The sequence below is a fragment of the Stenotrophomonas sp. CASM106 genome (assembly GCF_049384825.1).
Taxonomy (GTDB): domain Bacteria; phylum Pseudomonadota; class Gammaproteobacteria; order Xanthomonadales; family Xanthomonadaceae; genus Stenotrophomonas; species Stenotrophomonas muris.
This window is the reverse complement of sequence record NZ_JBMRFS010000001.1, coordinates 21991-38317: the sequence shown is the minus strand read 5'-3', so window position 1 is coordinate 38317 and position 16327 is coordinate 21991. Positions and strand designations below refer to the sequence as shown.

Here is a 16327-nt window from a genome sequence, read left to right as displayed (position 1 = left end):
CCTGAGTTTTATGTTACGCCCTACGGAAGTACGTACTCACAGATCATCCACAGTCTCTCGAGGACTAGAGGCAGCGTCTGGCTGACGATCGTACATAGCGGTAAATGCCTCAGGTGATGGTTGGTTGCCGGATGGGTGTGGCTCTCGCTTCCTGCCAAGATGGTCAGTGTGGTGCGATTGCCAGTATCGGTAGGCAGAGGTCCCAATCGGCCTGCTGGAGAACTTTAATTAGCGGACGTAACATTAGCTCACAGTCCCCAGAAGCCATCCCAGATCAAGCGCCACCAAGATTTGGCTATTCGGGCCGCTTCACTTGGCTTTCTTGTGAGAGCCATAATGACCCATACGGTGCTTCCGCCCATGATGACTAGCGCAACCAACGTCATTAGCGCGGGGCTTATGTGCCTATAAAACCACCAGCCTAGGAGGACCAGGATCATCAAAGCAACATAGCGGAGCAGCAATCCAGTTTTCATAGTCCTATGGTTCCGACTTCCTGCAAGAATTCCCTTGGCTTATGGACAGCCTCCTTAACGTGCTTCTCCATAATATCAATCCAAAAAGGCTCACCGGGGTCATCTGACTCAGTTCCCCAAGGCAACAAACCCGAGTATGTCTTCAGGACGTCGCCCCTCGAATAGTTGCTACTGTCTTCACAGGCTGCCTCCGCCCACTGCTGCTCGGCGCGAGCCCACGCCTTCTGGCCACTAGTGATGTTCCAGACGCCCAGCCCAATACTTGCGGAGCCCGGTGCGGCAGTCACTACTGCCCCCTCCATGCCAAGTCCTCCAGCGATCCTCAGCGTACCCGAAGCAAGTAAGCGCCCAGCATTGATCGCATTCCCAATTGCGACGGCTGTCTTGTGCACGTTCCTTAACCCCAACGGGTCTATTAAGCTAAGTGAATTTCCGCCAACGTATCCGTATGTGCTGATCCCGCCCCTGAGTCCAATGCGATCACTCTGCGAATACCGCCCCACCGCCGGGTCGTATTCCCGCTGATAGTTGTAGAACAACCCACTCGCATTCGTGGCCTGCTGGCCCGGGAAGCGCAGCGCCAGCTCGAACGCCACTCCATCACCATCCGGGTCGGTACTCGGAATCTGGTTGCCGAACACTTCGCTCTTGTTGCTCCACTCCCAGATCGCCACATCGCGCGCCGGATCGATCACCACGCGCGGTGTGCCCAGGTGATCCGGCTGCACGTAGGCAAGTTCCGGCACGCCGGTAGCCGGCATGTTGATCAACGCCACCGGGTAGTTGTCCAGCCAGATGGCCTGCTGCTCCGCCTGGCCTGTGGCCGAGTAGTTGCCCAGCCACTGCCCTGCTTCGTCGTACAAGGTGATCTGCGCTGCGCCACCGGCCGGGGTACGCAGCACGCGCTCACCGCGATGATTGTAGGTGTAGCTTTCCAGTACGGCATTGCCCTGCTTCACCGCGTTCATGCGGTTGGCATCGTTGTAGATGAACGACTTGCCGCCGATGCGGGTGGTGTTGCCCACCGCGTCATGGTCGCGCGCTTCGCCGTCCACGGCGGTCAGCCGGTGGCTGGTTGCGGGATAGGTGTAGCTGGCCGTGCCTGCCGAGGTGGTCAGCGCGGTGCGATTGCCGGTGGCGTCATAGGCATAGGTTTCGATCGGCGTGCCGGTCGTGCCGTCCTGGGTCTGGGTCAGGCGACCCAGCGCGTCATAGGCGTACTTGGCCAGCACCGTCGAGCCTGTGCCGTTCTTCAGCTCGGTGATCGAACCGACGGGATCGTAGCCATAGCCCAGCGACAGGCCACCGGCGGCCGGGTCATGCACCGCCTGCGGGCGGTAATCCAGATCCAGCGGACGCTGCAGCTGGCGGCCGTTGCCGTAGGTCCAGCCGGTCGCCGGGCCGAAGGCCGCATAGGTCACGTTGTTCACCACGATCTGGCGCGCCTGGCCGGGGCGGGTCAGGCCGATCTGGCTGATGCGGCCCTGGGTATCGCGCACGTAGTCAGCCACGCTGCCGTCGGGGTAGGTCAACGCGGTCAGGCGGCCCGACTTGCTATAGGCGTAGCGCAGCGTGCTGGCAACGCCGTTGACGGTCTGTACCTTGCGGGTGACCTGGCCGAAGCGGTCATGGCAGTACTGGGTGCTGCCATTGGCATGCAGCACCTGCCCAAGCCGTCCCTTGGCGAAGCGCTCGTCGGCGGCACAGGCGGCAGGCGCCACGTCATAGCTGTAGCCCACGTCCAGATTGGGGTTCGGATAGGCGATGCCGATCAGGCGGTTGAGCCCATCGTAGTGATAGGTGGCGGTGACGCCGCGTGCATCGGTGGCCGTCTTGCGGTTGCCGGCGGCATCCACGGTGAAGCTGCTGGCACCGCTGTCCGGGCTGACCTGCCCGGTCAGGTCACCAAACCCGTTGTAGGCATAGGTCGTATGCAGGCCTTTCGGGTCGGTGACCTGGGTGACCTGGTCCAGCGCGTTGTACTGGCTGCGGATCTCCGCCGCCACGCCGCCGACGTCCTGCAGCGTCTGCGCCAGGCGGTTCAGCGGGTCGTACTGCTGGCTGGTCACGCGCTGCAGTGCGTCGGTGATCGTCTGCGGGTTTCCGTTGGCATCGTAGGCGAAGCCTGTGGCGTGATTGCCTGCGTCCTTCAGCGCGGTCAGCTGGCCGAGCGTGTTGAACGTCCGTGCCAGGGTACGGCGCAGGGTGCCGCCGGTATCCAGCGTGTCCTCCTTGAGGCGGTTGCCGGCGTTGTCCAGCGTGTAGTGAATCGTGTTGCCTACGTTGTCCTCGATATCGGTCAAGCGCAGCGCCGCATCGTAGACATAGGAAACGCTGCTGCCGTCGGGCTCGGTGATCTGTTGCACCTGGCCGGTCGGCCAGTAGCTGATCTGGGTGACCCGATTCTCGGCAGTGGTCGCGCCACGCACGGTGACCGAGGTTGGCCAGCCGCGGGCATGGTAGGTGTAGTCGGTGACCACGCCGTTGGCATCCTTGACCGACAACGGCCGCCCGAACGCGTCGTAGGCCAGAGTCTCGACCGTCTGGCCCAGCGCATTGGTCACGCTGCGCAGGTCGCCCTTGCGATAGGTGCAGGCGCCTCCGATCGCGCACCCTGCATCATCCGCCGAGTAATAGGCATAGGTAACGGCATCGGCCACATCCGTGCGCGGGCCATCCACACTCTTCAGCAGCCCCTCCACCGGGCAGCTGCCTGCCGCTGCCACATCAGCGGCTTCGCAGTACGTGTAGCTGGTGATGCGCGTCTGACCGGAAGCGGTGTCGGTCACCGTGTTGGCCGTCGGCTGGCGTCGGGAATTGAAGGCCGTGCGGGTTTCGCGGCTACCGATCCGGGTGGTCAGTACCGCATTGGTTTCGACGTCGCGCGCCGTGGTCGCCACACGCTGCTCGGGCAAGCCGACCGCTTCGGTCACCGTATGGATGCTGACGGCACGACCGCTTACCGGATCGGTGCCCTGCGCATAGGTGTGCTTGGTCTGGATGCCGCGGCGATCGGTGTAGGTATCCAGACGCCGGCGGAAGTCGACACTCTGGTCGTAGTAGGTTCGGCTGACCGTTCCCTGCGAATCCGTCAGGCCGGTCACCTTGCGCGACGGAGCGCTATCGCCGCCGGGTGTCAGGGTGTAGTCGGTCTGCCGCCCCAGCGCGTCGGTCACCACCGCACCGCCATTGGGGCTGTAGGCCAGTGTCACGCCATCGGCACCGCCGGCATGCTGACTGGAGATCACACGACCGATGGAATCGTAGGTAAAGGTGCTGTAGCGGCGACCGTCCTCGGCGGTGATACCCGTCAGGTGCTGGGGGAAGTCCTGGTTCTCGTAGTGATACGTGCGCACACCGTCACCCGCATAGGTCACCGTGGCGACCTGGTTCTGCGGTGTGTAGGTGTAGGTGGCGAGCGAAATGCCTTCGACCAGCACCGAACTGATCAGCGCCTCATAGTCGTTGGACTGGTAGACGAACTCCAGTGTGCGGCCACTGCTGTGGGTAACGGCCGCAAGGCGGTCGCTGTCGTCGTAGATATAGGTCAGCGACGTGCCATCCGCGAAGCGCTTGGCGGCCAGACGCCCGTCCGCGTCGAAGGTCGAGATGGAGCCCTTCGAGTACAGTGTCCAGTTGCCGTTCTGGACCAGACGATCGCCACTGTCGTCGTCCGCCTCATAGGCTTGGCTGACCTTCTTGAATGCACGCTGGAAACCAGTACTTTCAATGATGCCCACACTGTCAACGCCATCCAGTGCCAAGTGGGCGCCCAGCGAATGGGTCCAGCCATAACCGAAGCCACCGGATGAGGTCGAGATGCCGGAGTGATAGAAGCGCGTCAGCGCGATCCAGCCCAGATCGAAGCCCGGCGCGATTTCGTATTTCTCGCCCGTTTTGACGTCGCACGGATTGCCTACGGTGCCGTCGCAAGGCGCGTTGTTTGCCTCCTCACCTTTTTCTGTCGAGGGACAACTCGGACCCGCGCTGTCCTTGTCGCACTTCTGCGACTTCGAGGTAATGGTTGCAACGAATTCTTCGCTGACGCAGGCGTTGTGTGTGTTGGACCACTGCGTGAAGGGGATCGGGCAGTTCAAGCGTCGCATGCGAGCAAGCCCTGTCGTTCCTGCGTCGAAGGGCACGCACGGAGACTCCGCCGAATTGCTGCCCAGCATGCCGGTGACCCGGTACTCTCTGACCTCCGAAATTCCGTCCATCCCTGGAGCAGTTGGGCCCCATTCTCCTTCCGGCACAGCAGTTTCCCCAGGACACTGGGGATTGATGTCCTGCAAGTCTGCAATGAGCGCTTCCAGCACTTCCTCTTCGGACAGGAAGCCACCATCACCCGCGCCGTAGTAAGTCCAGTCAGGGTCGGAGGGCTGCGTCCTTCCCATCCAGTAGGTGATCGACGTGTTTCCGTTCAAGTCCACGACTTTCGACTTGATCTTGTCGACGTACTGCCAGCCGAACTGGAACTCCGGCGGGAAGGGGCTGGGCGCCGGCAGGTTCTTGATGCCGGCCACCGCCGCCTGCTGGGTCTTGTACTGGGTCGCATCGCCGCCGGGCTGTGAAATGCGCCAGGTGATCTTGCTTTCCTGCGCATGCGCCACAGCAGGGGCGAAGCAGGCAACGGCGATGATCGCCAGCACGGCACACGAAATGGTCTTCAGTCGTTCCAACATCCCTGTTCTCCTTCCTGGACGAACACAGCGCCGGCGGGAACGAGAACGCGGAGCTGTGCCCACGCGTCATGCATCGGATCGTCCTTGGTCCGGAATGCGGCAGTTGCCACATGCCGCCTTTATCGTTGAGGACGCTTACACATTCAAGTGTGGAGTCGCGTAACCGATCACAGATTCAAGCATCCAACGCCATTCAGCGGTCTACGCTCCGTCCCCATGACTTCCTGCACAGGGAGTCGGTGTTATACCTCACTACATTACCAGCACGACCTGTCGCGAGGTCGGCAGGCTACGGCACTCCGCTGCAGACCTGACCCATCGGAAGGGCCGGCACGCGTCACGGCCCAGGGGAATGGCAATGAAGAGCAGCCGAGTGACGATGTGGGCGCTGGCCGCGGTGATGGCCGCGGCGGGCACCGCCCACGCAGGGGAAATCCAGGTGGATCGCGGTGCCTACGCGCTGCAGGCCGAAGAGACCGGGGCCGGCCCGATCACCGTGGTCTTTGAATCCGGCTTCGGGCAGGGTGCGGGTGCCTGGAAGGAGGTGGTTGCGGGTCTGGGGCGCGATTACCACAGCATCACCTACGCCCGCGCAGGGCTCGGCAAGTCCGGCAGCGACGGTCACCCCAAGCGCATCGATGCGCATCTGGCCGACCTCACGGCCGTGATCGATACGCTCGCTCCCGGTCGCCGCGTTGTGCTGGTGGGTCACTCCTATGGCGGCCTGCTGGCCACGGAGTTTGCACGCCGCCATCCGGAGCGCCTGCAGGGCCTGGTGCTGGTGGACCCGGCCACGATGGGTCAGCGCCATGCGTTCAAGCAGGCCGACAGTGCCCGCGTGCAGGCAGATGATGCCCAGCTGCGGGCGATGCTGCCGCCAGCCATGGCCGCCGACTACGCCGTGTTGACCGAACAGCTGGATGCACCCGGTGCGGAGACCCCGCGCACGATGCCGGACGTACCGGTTGAGCTGCTGACTGCAACCCAGCTGGCTGCCGAACCTCTGTTCTTCGAAGAAACCGCAGCGGGCAAGGCCCTCTGGAAGGCGCAGCACGCCCTGCTCTTCTCGGGCTTCACGCGTGGCTCGCACCGCTACCTGGCGACCGGCCACACCCTCCAGCGCGAGGACCCTGCTGCGGTGGTGGCCGCGATTCAATCGGTCTCCGGCACCTCGAAGTAGCCGTTCCAGGCAACGGCTTCGCCCGTTGTTCCCCGCTACTGCCCGCGCAGGCGCACCGCGAAGTACCGCGCTGGGGAAAGGCCAAGCGCCTTCTTGAACATCGTGATGAAGGCCGTCACCGACTCATAGCCCAGCGTCTCGGAAACGCGTTGTACCGGTGCGCCCGCGGCGAGTTCACGAATGGCGATGAGCAGGTGCAGCTGCTGCCGCCAGCGCCCGAAGGACAAGCCCGTTTCCCGTTCGATGAGGCGGGTCAACGTACGCTCGCCCAGGGCCAGGCGCACGGCCCACTGGCCGATGGTGCTGCGGTCTGCCGGATCCGCCGACAGCGCCGCAGCCAGCGCACGCACCTTCGGGTGATGGCTGACCGACAGCGACAGATGCTCAGCCGGCATCTGTACCAGCTCGTCCAGCAACACCCGCGCCAGTCGGTCGGTGTGGCTGCCATGCGGATAGTCCAGCGGCGCGTCGGCCAGGTGCAGGATCATCTCGCGCAGCATCGGCGAGATCGCCAGCGTCACGCACTGCACCGGCAGGTCGACGATGCCGGGCTCGACGAACAGGTAGCACAGGCGCGCGTTGGCGGTGGCGCGGTTGCTGTGCGGCATGCCGCCCGGAATCCAGACGCCACACTGGGGCGGCACGATCCACAACGCATTGGCGACTTCGCAGGTCACCGCCCCATGCAGCGCAAGAATGAGCTGGCCCTTGCGGTGCTCATGCACCGGAATTTCCGCGTCGTGCTCGGCCACCTGCAGGCGGCTGGCAACCGCCGGGCGATCGGTCTCGTCAGGGTCCAGGTCAAAGCCGGGGAGCGAAATGCGAGCCATTCTCACATTGACCGGTTTTAGCGATTGGTTGTCATTGTAGCGAAATTCGTCAGTGCGGCCGATCACTAGCATGAGCCGCATGCACGCCCCCACCCCTGCCCGTCCCCACGTGTTCCAGGCATTTGCCCGGTTGAAAAACCCTTCCCTCAGAGCCGATCAGGAAGCGCTGCTGTTCTCGCTCAAATGCCTGCTCGCCGCGTCGCTGGGGCTGTATGTCTCCCTGCGGATCGGCCTGAATCGCCCATTCTGGGTGATCGGGACGGTCTATCTGGTGTCGCAGCCCCTTTCCGGGGCAACACTGAGCCGCGGCCTGTTCCGCCTGCTCGGTACCGTGGGCGGGGCCATCGCCACCGTCGCGCTGGTGCCACATTTTGCCAATGCCCCCCTGGTGCTGAGCGCCGCGCTCGCCACCTGGATGGCGCTGTGCCTGTACCTGGCAATGCTCGACCGCACGCCACGTGCGTACGCGTTCCTGCTGGCCGGCTATACCACCAGCCTGATCGGGTTTCCTGCGGTGATGGTGCCGGCAGACGTGTTCACCATCGCCATCACGCGGGTGCAGGAAATCGCCATCGGCATCCTGGCCGCAACGCTGGTACATGCGCTGGTGCTGCCGCGCCGGGTCTCGATGCGCGTGCACGCGCGGGTTGCTGCCGTGCTGGATGATGCGGAACGATGGACGCGCGACATGTGCGCCGGTGCATCGGACACGGTGCTGGCGACGGACCGCTCGAAAGTGGCGGCGGACCTGCTCGAGCTGCATGTGCTGTCGATCCACCTGCCCTTCGACAGCGCCCACGGCGTGGCCCAGGTGCAGATCCTGCGCGCCCTGCATGACCGGATGCTGGATGTACTGATGCTCTCCAGCGCGGTGGAAGATTCCCTCGCACGGCTGCGCTCATCACAGGCCAGCGCGATGGATTCGTCTGGCTGGCGCGAGCTGATGCAGACCGGCCTCGCCGCGCAACAGGCCGAGCTCGACCTCGCCCACGCCGATTGCCGCGTACTGCAGGCGGAGCTGCACACTGCCCGGCCCGACTGGCGCCGGCATGTACCTGCCCGCCTTGCGCGACATGCGCAGGGTGCGGTACTTCACCGGGATCATCGGCTTGCCCTGCGCAGCGCGCTGGGCGCGTTCGTCGGCATCCTGCTGAGCTGCGTGTTGTGGATCGTTACCGGCTGGTCGGACGGCGCCACGGCGGTGTCCATCATCGGCACGGCGTGCGTGCTGTTCGGCACGATCGAAGCGCCTGCGCCGCATGTCATGCGCTATCTGGTGGGATCGTTGATCGGCGTTGGCGTCGGCCTGCTCTACGGTCTGCTGATCTTCCCCGCGCTGTCCGATGTCGTCGGCCTGATTGCCGCGCTGGCGCCTGCGCTGCTGCTGTGCGGATCGTTCCTGGCCCGGCCGCCCTTCATCATGGCTGCGCTGGGCGTGGTGCTGACGTTTCCGCTCATCGCGGGACTGGGCGCGACCAATACGGTCAACATCGTCGGCGCACTCAACAACAGCGTAGCGTTGTTCGTGGGTACGACAGTGGCACTGTGCAGCATGCAGCTGTTCCAGACCGCCGATGCGGGCCGCAACCGCGCACGGCTGGAGCGTTCGATCCGTCGGGATATCGCACGACACGCCGCCGGACAAGGTGGCGTGGCCCGGGCCTGGCTCAGCCGCATGCTGGATCGAATCGGGCTGCTCGCTCCCCGGTTGCGGGGCGGTTCCAGTGCCGCAGACGACCTGCGGGCATTGTTTGCGGACGTGCGTGCGGTACGTGCATCCAACCAACTCCGCGCACTGGCCAAGTGCCAGGACAACCCGCAGGTCCGGGTGCTTCATGCGGCGCTGATCGAACGCGTCGCCGCACATTTCAGGGTTCGTGCCCACGCGCCACGCAGCGTCGACGCCCATCTTCTGGAACTGCTCGACCGCATGCGCGAGGCAGCAGTGGCCAGCAGCGGGGATGATCGTGAGCATCTGTCGCACCTGCTCTGCGGATTGCGCCGCGACCTGCTGGCGCCTGCTCTCACCCTTCGGCACTGACCTCATGTTTTCTGATCTCTCCATTGATGGCGTGCTGATCCCCGGCCTGCTCGCCGTGGCCGCCGCCGCGCTGGCGCTGTCGATGCTGACCTCGCGCCTGCTCGCCAGTCTCGGTCTGTACCGCCTGTTCGTCGCGCGACCACTGGTGGGCCTGTCCCTGTTCGTGATCCTGGCGGAGCTGATGATCCGGCTCTCGCCCCTGCTCGAGAAATGAAATGAAACACCTGCTTGCTGTCATCGGGCGCTGGAGCGCTACGCTGGTTGTATTCGCGATTGCTGTCGTCGCCGCGCTGTCCATCTGGAAGCGTTACGAAACACGCCCGTGGACGCGGGATGGACGGGTCCGCGCCGATGTGGTGCGCGTTGCGTCGGACATGGGGGGGGCTGGTCACCCAGGTGCTGGTGCACGACAACCAGCGGGTCAGCGCCGGACAACTGCTGCTGGTGCTGGATCAGCCACGCCTGGCTGCCGCGCTTGAGAAGGCCGACGCAGCGGTCAGCAGCGCACGCGCGACGCTGGCGCTGGCCCGCCGCGAATCGACGCGGGACAACGCACTGGGCAACCTGGTCGCCTCGGAGACACGCGAACGCAATGCGGCCAAGGTCGACACCGAGCTGGCCGCCCTGGCGCAGGCACGGGCCGAACAGCGCGTTGCCCAGCTCAACGTGCAACGCACCGAGGTGCGCGCGAGCACCGACGGCATCGTCACCAACCTGGACCTGCATGCGGGCGATTACCTGCAACCGGGCGCGCAGGCGCTGGCGCTGATCGACACCGGCAGCCTGCGTATCGAGGGCTACTTCGAGGAAACCAAACTGGGCTGCATCACCGAGGGCGATGCCGCCGTGGCGCGGCTGATGGGCGACACCCGCGATGTCCGCGGACACGTGGAGACCATCGCCGCCGGCATTGCCGACGATCAGCGCTCCAACACGCACAACCTGCTGCCTGCCGTAGCGCCGACCTATACCTGGGTGAGGCTGGCACAGCGCATCCCGGTACGCATCCGTATCGATGATGCGCCGCCGGATACGCGCCTGATCGTGGGTCGCACTGCGAGTGTGACCATCACGCCCTCGGCACCGGGAGCCTGCAAGTGAGCGTGCGGACAGTACGTGGTGGGCTGCTTGCCCTGTTGCTGCCCCTGACGGCCTGCGTATCCGGCCCCGACTATCACCTGCCTGCGAACGCCGTCGCAGCTTCACAACAGGCTGCGCGGGCGTTCGTCTCAGGCCAGGACGCATCGTTCAGCCACGACGCGCCACCGGATCGATGGTGGCACCTGTATGGCGACCCCCAGCTTGACGCCTACGTACGCGAAGCACTGGCGGCCAATACCGACCTGCGCGCCGCCGATGCCAACCTTCGGCGCGCCAGCGCTACCGTGCTGGAGTATCGCGCGCGCGGTGCCGTGCAGGCCGACGTGGATGCATCGGGCACGCTCACCCATGCCGGTGGCTACACCCAGGCGTCGGCCGCGCCGCAGTCGTACGCGCTGGGCCTTCACCTCTCCTATCCACTGGATCTCGCAGGTGGCATCCGCCGCGGCATCGAAGCCGCCAACGCCGACGCGGAGGCGGTCGCTGCGGCACGCGACCAGGTCCGCGTGGTCGTCGCTGCGGCCGTCACCCGTGCCTATCTCCAGGTGTGCACAAGCAATCACACGCTCGCTGCAACCCGGCAGGTGCTGGCGATACAGCGCGCCACGCTGGAGGCAACCCGACGCCTGGCTGCAGGCGGACGCGGAACGGACTTCGATGTCAGCCGTGCCGGTGCAGCCGTCAATCGCAGCGCGGCGGCGATACCGCACCTGCTGGCGGAACGGCAGGCCGCACTGTTCGAACTGGCCGCACTGATGGGCAGAGTCCCGGCAGACTATCCCAAGGAAGCAGAAGGGTGCCCACAGCCCCCTGAGCTGCAGCAAGCATTGCCGGTCGGTGACGGCTGGCAGCTGCTCCAGCGGCGCCCTGACGTACGCGCAGCCGAACGCAGCCTGGCCGCCGCGACTGCAATGATCGGTGTCGAGACGGCGGGTCTCTATCCGCAGATCACCTTGGGCGCCTCTTCGGGCGTGGCCGGCACACCGGCGCATCTGCTGTCGGCCGACGGCTTCGGTGCGAGCATCGGTCCCGTGCTGTCATGGCACTGGCCCAACCGCCGCGTAGCCAAGGCCCGCGTCGCAGCGGCCGGTGCCAACGCAGAGACCGCGCTCGCGTCCTTTGACGGCGTCGTGCTGCTGGCACTGCGGCAGACCGAGACCGCGCTTTCTGCCTGCACGCAGGAGCTTGAACGCGAGCGCAGCCTGGCGCAGGCGCGTGGGGATGCAGCGCGGGCCGCCGGGCAGGCGCAGCAGCTGTACCGTTACGGCAGGATCGATTTCCTCGATGTGCTTTCGGCCCAGGCCGCGCTGGCAGATGCGGAGTCCGCATTGGCTGCATCGCGCGCGGACCGGGTCGACCGCCAGCTGGGTCTTTTCCTGTCGTTGGGCGGAGGCTGGGCCGCAACGGATTCGGCCGCGGGCGGTGCCCGGTGACCCGTTCAGGGCAGCGACTGCACGCCGCGCCGTCTGTTCAGGAACGTACCGCCTACACCCGTATTCATTCACTCTGACTGCCCTATATTCCTGCCACAGCGCCGCATGCTGCGGCCATGACGGAGGCATATCCATGAAGACAACACGTTTGCTGGCCATCGCCTTGACCACCGCCACCGCTTTCGCTGCGGCCCCCGCCTTTGCCGATCCGCCGCACCATGCCCGCGGCAACGGCCCGCCGCCGCATGCAGGCGGCCCGCACCACCGCGATGCGCCGCCGCCGGGCTGGCAGAAGAAGGCCTGGCGTCGTGGCGAGCGCCTGCCGTGGGCCGAAGTGGACCGCCGCTACTGGGTAGACGATTACGCGCGCTATCACCTGCGCGAACCGGGCCGCGACCGGCGTTGGGTGCGCCAGTCCGATAACGAGTACCTGCTGGTGGAGATCGCCACCGGGCTGATCATCGACGCCCTGCATCGCTGAAGCGACCTGCAGCGTCCGCACACGCAGCGATTTACATCGGTGCAGACACCTTACGACCGGGGCCGTCCCGGTCGGCGGTGTCTGCGCCCACGGCGCCCCGCCCGCCTCTGCGGCCCGCCATGCATGCCCTCCCGCAGCGCGATGTACCCGCATATCAGCGCTGCGGCAAAGAGCCCCAGCGCCACCAGTAATTCGAATCCTCGATCACCAAAAAGCAGGCGGATGGAGATCTGCAGTGAGCACAGCTTGCCGCAGCGCAGGCCCTGCTCCTTGAAGCCATGGATGAGCACCAGTACGCCCATCAACGTGCACCACGCCACCAGGGCCAGGCTTGCGATGAAGATGAAAGGACGATGGATACGCATGCGCTTGCTGCGGTCGTCTACGGTGATGTCAGGCGCGACGTTGCGATCACGCGATCGGAAGCATCCAGTTCCACCGACCAGGCTTCGGTATCCAGTCCCAGCCGGTTCTCATACCACCATCGGTGCGCACAGCGACCACTGCATCCACGGCTGGCATAGCGGGTAAAGGGAACACCGGCGTGCTCCACTACGTCAGGGGGCCCCAACGCCCGCAGTACCTCGACCCTGCTCGCCCCGACCGGGACCGAGGCAAGCGCGTGGGAATGCCACGCCGAGATCGCCGAGCAACCGGCCACGTACGCCACGAACAGCCCGACCAGCCCCCACATCAGTGTCCTCATTGACAGATCCCCTCCTGCGCCGCGCGCCCGCGCATCATCCGCGCAGACTCTCTTCGACGTCAAACCCCAACGACAAGCGGACCTGTTGCGGCTCCCGGCAACCGTGCTAGCGTGCGCCGACCGATGTTTCAGGACGAACGCAGGGACACCCGTCGATGGCAGGCAAGCGCCGGAAGTGCAGGATCACGCAGGAGCTCGGTCTGGTCGTGAAGCGGTGCGGGCCCAAGGGCAGCGCCATGCCGAATCCAACGACCGGCCCTACGGACTGGAACTGCGAGAGCGGCTCAAGCGCCTGGCGCCGGAAGATCTGGTCAGGCTGCTTCCCGGCGGGGACGACAACGATGATCAGCCCTGAAGGAATGATCCGGCGCGCCATCGTCGTGACGCTCTGCAGTGTGCTGTGCGCCTGCGGCCTGGTGATGGACAGTTCGTTCGACACGCTGCGCGAGGCGCTTGACTCCGACATGGTGAACAAGGGATGGATTCCCAGCTGGGTGCCCCACGAGGCGACCGACCTGCGCGAGGTACACGACCTCGACTCGAACACCAGCGCGCTGGCCTTCTCCAAGCCTCCTGCGATACCACTGCGGCTGCCTGCGGATTGCCAGGCAACCACATTCAACGACAGTGATCCTGTTGCGTTCGATCGATACTGGTGGCCGGGCGACGGGACGCTCAAGTCGTCGTATCGCGTCTTTCGCTGCGCGCCCGAATCCGGAAAATCAGTCTTCGTCGCCATCAACAGGACCGAAGACCCCGTGCTCTTCTGGCGAACCTACGCGCGGTGATGCGCCCGCGCCACCCTATTCCTCCCCAGGACCCCATGATGCCCAACGCACGTGCACGCTTCGTCGCCCTCGCCCTGTTGCTCCCGGCGTGGCTGCCGGCCTACGCCACGCAGAATGCCCCCGCCGACGTCAAGGCGATCGAACAGGTGGTCGAAGCGTTCCGCACCTCGCTGATCAACAAGGACAGGCCGACCTACATGGGCCTGTTCTTCTCTGACAAACCGGAAGACATCGGCTGGCAGTTCGTTTCCGAGGATGTGCGCCTGCAGGACATCCGCAAGGCCAAGCCCGATGCGATCAAGGCACGGCAGATTCCCGCCAACAACTTCATCGCGCTGATCGACGGGGCGATGGCCTCGCCGAAGCCGAAGGAGGAGAAGTTCTCCAACACGAAGATCGAAACGGACGGCGATGTGGCCTCGGTCTCGTTTGACTACAGCTTCCACGACGATGGGGTGAAGACCAACTGGGGCAAGGAAATGTGGCAGCTGGTCCGCACCGAGCAGGGCTGGAAGATCTTCTCGGTGATCTACTCGATCCGCGATTCACGCAGCCCGGGCGATTGAACGTCGCTTGACCGGGCCGAACCCAGGCCGCGATCCATTCAGCAAGGGCATTGGCATTCGGCCATCGATCGGGCAGAGTTCGGCCACGCGCAAGGACGCATGCCATGACCCGCCTGCTGATCATCGAAGACAACCCCGAGCTGGTTGCCAACCTGTATGCCTTCTTTGAACCGCTCGGCTACGTGCTGGACGACGCGCGCGACGGCGCCAGTGGCCTGCGCCGGGCCACGCAGCACGACTACGACGCCATCCTGCTGGACCTGATGCTGCCGCGCCTGGACGGCATGACGCTGTGCCAGAAGCTGCGCCAGGAGTTCCAGAACCCGGTGCCGATCCTGATGCTGACCGCACGCGATCCGGTCGAAGACCGCGTGCAGGGCCTGGCCCTGGGCGCGGATGACTACCTGGTCAAACCGTTCTCGCTGACGGAACTGGATGCACGGATCAAGGCCCTCGTACGAAGGGCACAGGGGCGCCAGGTCCAGAGCGTGCTGGCGTGGAAGGACCTGCAGGTGGACACGCGCTCGCCGCAGGCCTGGCGGCAAGGCCGCTGCATTGCGCTGACGCCCACGTCGCACAAGCTGCTGATGTGCCTGGTGCGTGCAGCTCCCGCCGTGGTGCGCAAGCAGGAGATGGAATACCTGGTCTGGGGCGACGAGCCACCGGACAGCGGCGCGCTGCGAACCCACATCCATGAGCTGCGCCTGCAGGTGGACCGCAGCTTCGACACCGCGCTGATCACCACGGTGCACAGCGTCGGCTGGCGCATGCAGGCGTGAGCCCTGCCTCCCTCTACCGCCGCCTGAGCCTGCGCACCCGCATCACGATCTCGTTCGTGCTGTTGATGGCCGGTGCCATGGGCTTCATCGTACTGGCCGAACAGGTCGACTACGACCAGGTCCGGGCTGCTGTCGTCGCACGGACCCAGCACGGCGAAGTGCAAAGGCTGCAGGCCGCGCTGGATCGTGGCCAACGCCCCGCCCTGCCACCAGGGACCCAGCTGTTCGATGCCCAGGACGTGCCATTCGTACTGCGCCAGTACGGCCCGGGCTACCACGGCGAAGAGGCGCCCAACGAGTGGCACCTGCGTGTGTTCGACAGTCGTGGCCAACGTTACTACCTGCTGCAGGACGCTGCACCCTATGGCTATCTGGAACACCTGATCAATGCCTTTGCGGCACTGGTCATTTCGGTCTGCGTACTCGGCGCCTTCCTGATCGGCCGCAGGGTCGCTACCCACGTCATCGCGCCCATCACACGATTGGCCGATGCGGTACAGGACGGCCACAAGCCCTTTCCCTACCAGGACGCACGCGACGAGATCGGCGTGCTCGCGCGCGCCTTTGCCCGTCATAGTGACGAGCTCGAACGGTTCCTGCATCGCGAGCAGTGCTTCAGCGGCGATGCCAGCCACGAGCTGCGCACGCCCTTGGCCATCATCGGTGGTGCTGCCGAAACGTTGGCCTGCCAGCTTCCGGCCGACAGCCACCTGGTTCCCAGCGCGGCACGCATCCTGCGTACCACCCAGGAGATGCAGCGCCAGCTGACCTGCCTGCTGCTGCTCTCGCGTGCCCCCGGCGCCGTGCCGCGCAACGCGGTGGCCCTGCGTCCGCTGCTCGAATCCTGCATGGAGCGCTGCCAGCCCTGGCTTTCCGGCAAGCCGGTGACCGTTGCGTTTGATGCCCGGCGTGACGCCGTGCTGGTCACCAACGCGGATCTGGCGCACAGCATCATCTGGAATCTGCTGCGCAATGCCTGCCAGTACACCGAAAGCGGCGAAGTGCGGATCACCCTCCACGACACCGCACTCATCGTCGCTGACACCGGACCCGGCCTGCCGTCCAGCATCGACCCACGGCAGTTCCAGCGCTTCGTGCCCGGTGGCGCGCACAGCGGCGAGGGGCTGGGGTTGTCGATCGTGCAGCGCATCGTCGAGCACCTGGGCTGGACGATGACCGTGGAATCCTCCGGGCAGGGGTGCCGGTTCACCCTGCGCTGGCCCCGCCCCCCGCATCTGACGGATTCCTGACATCGGGCTGCACA

Annotated in this window: 13 protein-coding genes and 1 pseudogene; 10 read left to right on the top strand and 4 right to left on the bottom strand. The window is 65.3% G+C overall.

The window, feature by feature from the left end; translation table 11 throughout:
* Window positions 1–472 precede the first annotated feature (472 nt).
* Window positions 473–5158, bottom strand: a complete 4686-nt coding sequence (locus VG556_RS00165; protein WP_111144218.1) for an RHS repeat-associated core domain-containing protein — start codon at window positions 5156–5158, stop codon at window positions 473–475.
* Between the two features lie 358 nt (window positions 5159–5516).
* On the opposite strand from VG556_RS00165, the gene VG556_RS00160 reads away from it, so the two are divergent.
* The gene (locus tag VG556_RS00160; RefSeq protein WP_100450190.1) at window positions 5517–6338 is read left to right on the top strand and encodes an alpha/beta fold hydrolase; all 822 of its coding nucleotides are present in this window, start codon (window positions 5517–5519) and stop codon (window positions 6336–6338) included.
* Between the two features lie 35 nt (window positions 6339–6373).
* On the opposite strand, the gene VG556_RS00155 is transcribed toward VG556_RS00160, so the two are convergent.
* Window positions 6374–7168: an AraC family transcriptional regulator gene (locus VG556_RS00155; RefSeq protein ID WP_100450191.1), complete on the bottom strand. Its 795-nt coding sequence runs from the start codon at window positions 7166–7168 to the stop codon at window positions 6374–6376.
* 166 nt (window positions 7169–7334) lie between these two features.
* Between VG556_RS00155 and VG556_RS00150 the strand changes: the two genes are divergently transcribed.
* From VG556_RS00150 to VG556_RS00130, 5 genes and pseudogenes are all read left to right on the top strand, one after another.
* Entirely contained in the window at window positions 7335–9209 is a 1875-nt protein-coding gene (locus tag VG556_RS00150) for an FUSC family protein (RefSeq protein WP_100450515.1), read from the top strand.
* 4 nt (window positions 9210–9213) lie between these two features.
* A complete protein-coding gene (locus tag VG556_RS00145) occupies window positions 9214–9423 on the top strand; it encodes a DUF1656 domain-containing protein (RefSeq protein WP_100450192.1) in 210 nt (69 codons plus the stop codon).
* 1 nt (window position 9424) lies between these two features.
* Window positions 9425–10310: pseudogene (locus tag VG556_RS00140) on the top strand (biotin/lipoyl-binding protein).
* A complete protein-coding gene (locus tag VG556_RS00135; protein ID WP_100450194.1) occupies window positions 10307–11743 on the top strand; it encodes an efflux transporter outer membrane subunit in 1437 nt (478 codons plus the stop codon). The pseudogene VG556_RS00140 and the gene VG556_RS00135 overlap by 4 nt, the downstream one beginning before the upstream one ends.
* 133 nt (window positions 11744–11876) lie before the next feature.
* The gene (locus VG556_RS00130; protein WP_100450195.1) at window positions 11877–12224 is read left to right on the top strand and encodes an RcnB family protein; all 348 of its coding nucleotides are present in this window, start codon (window positions 11877–11879) and stop codon (window positions 12222–12224) included.
* 50 nt (window positions 12225–12274) lie between these two features.
* On the opposite strand, the gene VG556_RS00125 is transcribed toward VG556_RS00130, so the two are convergent.
* Complete coding sequence (locus VG556_RS00125) at window positions 12275–12589, bottom strand: hypothetical protein (RefSeq protein WP_049420791.1); 315 nt, start codon at window positions 12587–12589, stop codon at window positions 12275–12277.
* A 17-nt stretch (window positions 12590–12606) separates the two neighbouring features.
* On the bottom strand, window positions 12607–12930 hold the full coding sequence (locus VG556_RS00120; protein WP_100450196.1) for a hypothetical protein: 324 nt from the start codon (window positions 12928–12930) through the stop codon (window positions 12607–12609).
* 155 nt (window positions 12931–13085) lie between these two features.
* Between VG556_RS00120 and VG556_RS00115 the strand changes: the two genes are divergently transcribed.
* The 4 genes from VG556_RS00115 to VG556_RS00100 all read left to right on the top strand — a co-directional run bounded on the left by VG556_RS00115 (window position 13086) and on the right by VG556_RS00100 (window position 16313).
* Window positions 13086–13718 (top strand): hypothetical protein, encoded by a 633-nt coding sequence (locus tag VG556_RS00115; RefSeq protein ID WP_238381462.1) that lies wholly within the window; start codon window positions 13086–13088, stop codon window positions 13716–13718.
* Between the two features lie 35 nt (window positions 13719–13753).
* On the top strand, window positions 13754–14284 hold the full coding sequence (locus VG556_RS00110; protein ID WP_100450198.1) for a nuclear transport factor 2 family protein: 531 nt from the start codon (window positions 13754–13756) through the stop codon (window positions 14282–14284).
* Window positions 14285–14388: 104 nt separating this feature from the next.
* A complete protein-coding gene (locus VG556_RS00105; RefSeq protein ID WP_032962486.1) occupies window positions 14389–15063 on the top strand; it encodes a response regulator transcription factor in 675 nt (224 codons plus the stop codon).
* Entirely contained in the window at window positions 15060–16313 is a 1254-nt protein-coding gene (locus VG556_RS00100) for a sensor histidine kinase (protein ID WP_100450199.1), read from the top strand. Before VG556_RS00105 ends, VG556_RS00100 begins: the two co-directional genes overlap by 4 nt.
* Window positions 16314–16327 lie beyond the last annotated feature (14 nt).

What these genes read in the sequence shown, in the direction of transcription:
- VG556_RS00115 (WP_238381462.1), top strand. Translation starts at nt 13,086, where the DNA reads ATGGCAGGCAAGCGCCGGAAGTGCAGGATCACGCAGGAGCTCGGTCTG.
- VG556_RS00165 (WP_111144218.1), bottom strand. Translation starts at nt 5,158, where the DNA reads ATGTTGGAACGACTGAAGACCATTTCGTGTGCCGTGCTGGCGATCATC.
- VG556_RS00120 (WP_100450196.1), bottom strand. Translation starts at nt 12,930, where the DNA reads ATGAGGACACTGATGTGGGGGCTGGTCGGGCTGTTCGTGGCGTACGTG.
- VG556_RS00160 (WP_100450190.1), top strand. Translation starts at nt 5,517, where the DNA reads ATGAAGAGCAGCCGAGTGACGATGTGGGCGCTGGCCGCGGTGATGGCC.
- VG556_RS00145 (WP_100450192.1), top strand. Translation starts at nt 9,214, where the DNA reads ATGTTTTCTGATCTCTCCATTGATGGCGTGCTGATCCCCGGCCTGCTC.
- VG556_RS00105 (WP_032962486.1), top strand. Translation starts at nt 14,389, where the DNA reads ATGACCCGCCTGCTGATCATCGAAGACAACCCCGAGCTGGTTGCCAAC.
- VG556_RS00125 (WP_049420791.1), bottom strand. Translation starts at nt 12,589, where the DNA reads ATGCGTATCCATCGTCCTTTCATCTTCATCGCAAGCCTGGCCCTGGTG.
- VG556_RS00130 (WP_100450195.1), top strand. Translation starts at nt 11,877, where the DNA reads ATGAAGACAACACGTTTGCTGGCCATCGCCTTGACCACCGCCACCGCT.
- VG556_RS00110 (WP_100450198.1), top strand. Translation starts at nt 13,754, where the DNA reads ATGATGCCCAACGCACGTGCACGCTTCGTCGCCCTCGCCCTGTTGCTC.
- VG556_RS00155 (WP_100450191.1), bottom strand. Translation starts at nt 7,168, where the DNA reads ATGGCTCGCATTTCGCTCCCCGGCTTTGACCTGGACCCTGACGAGACC.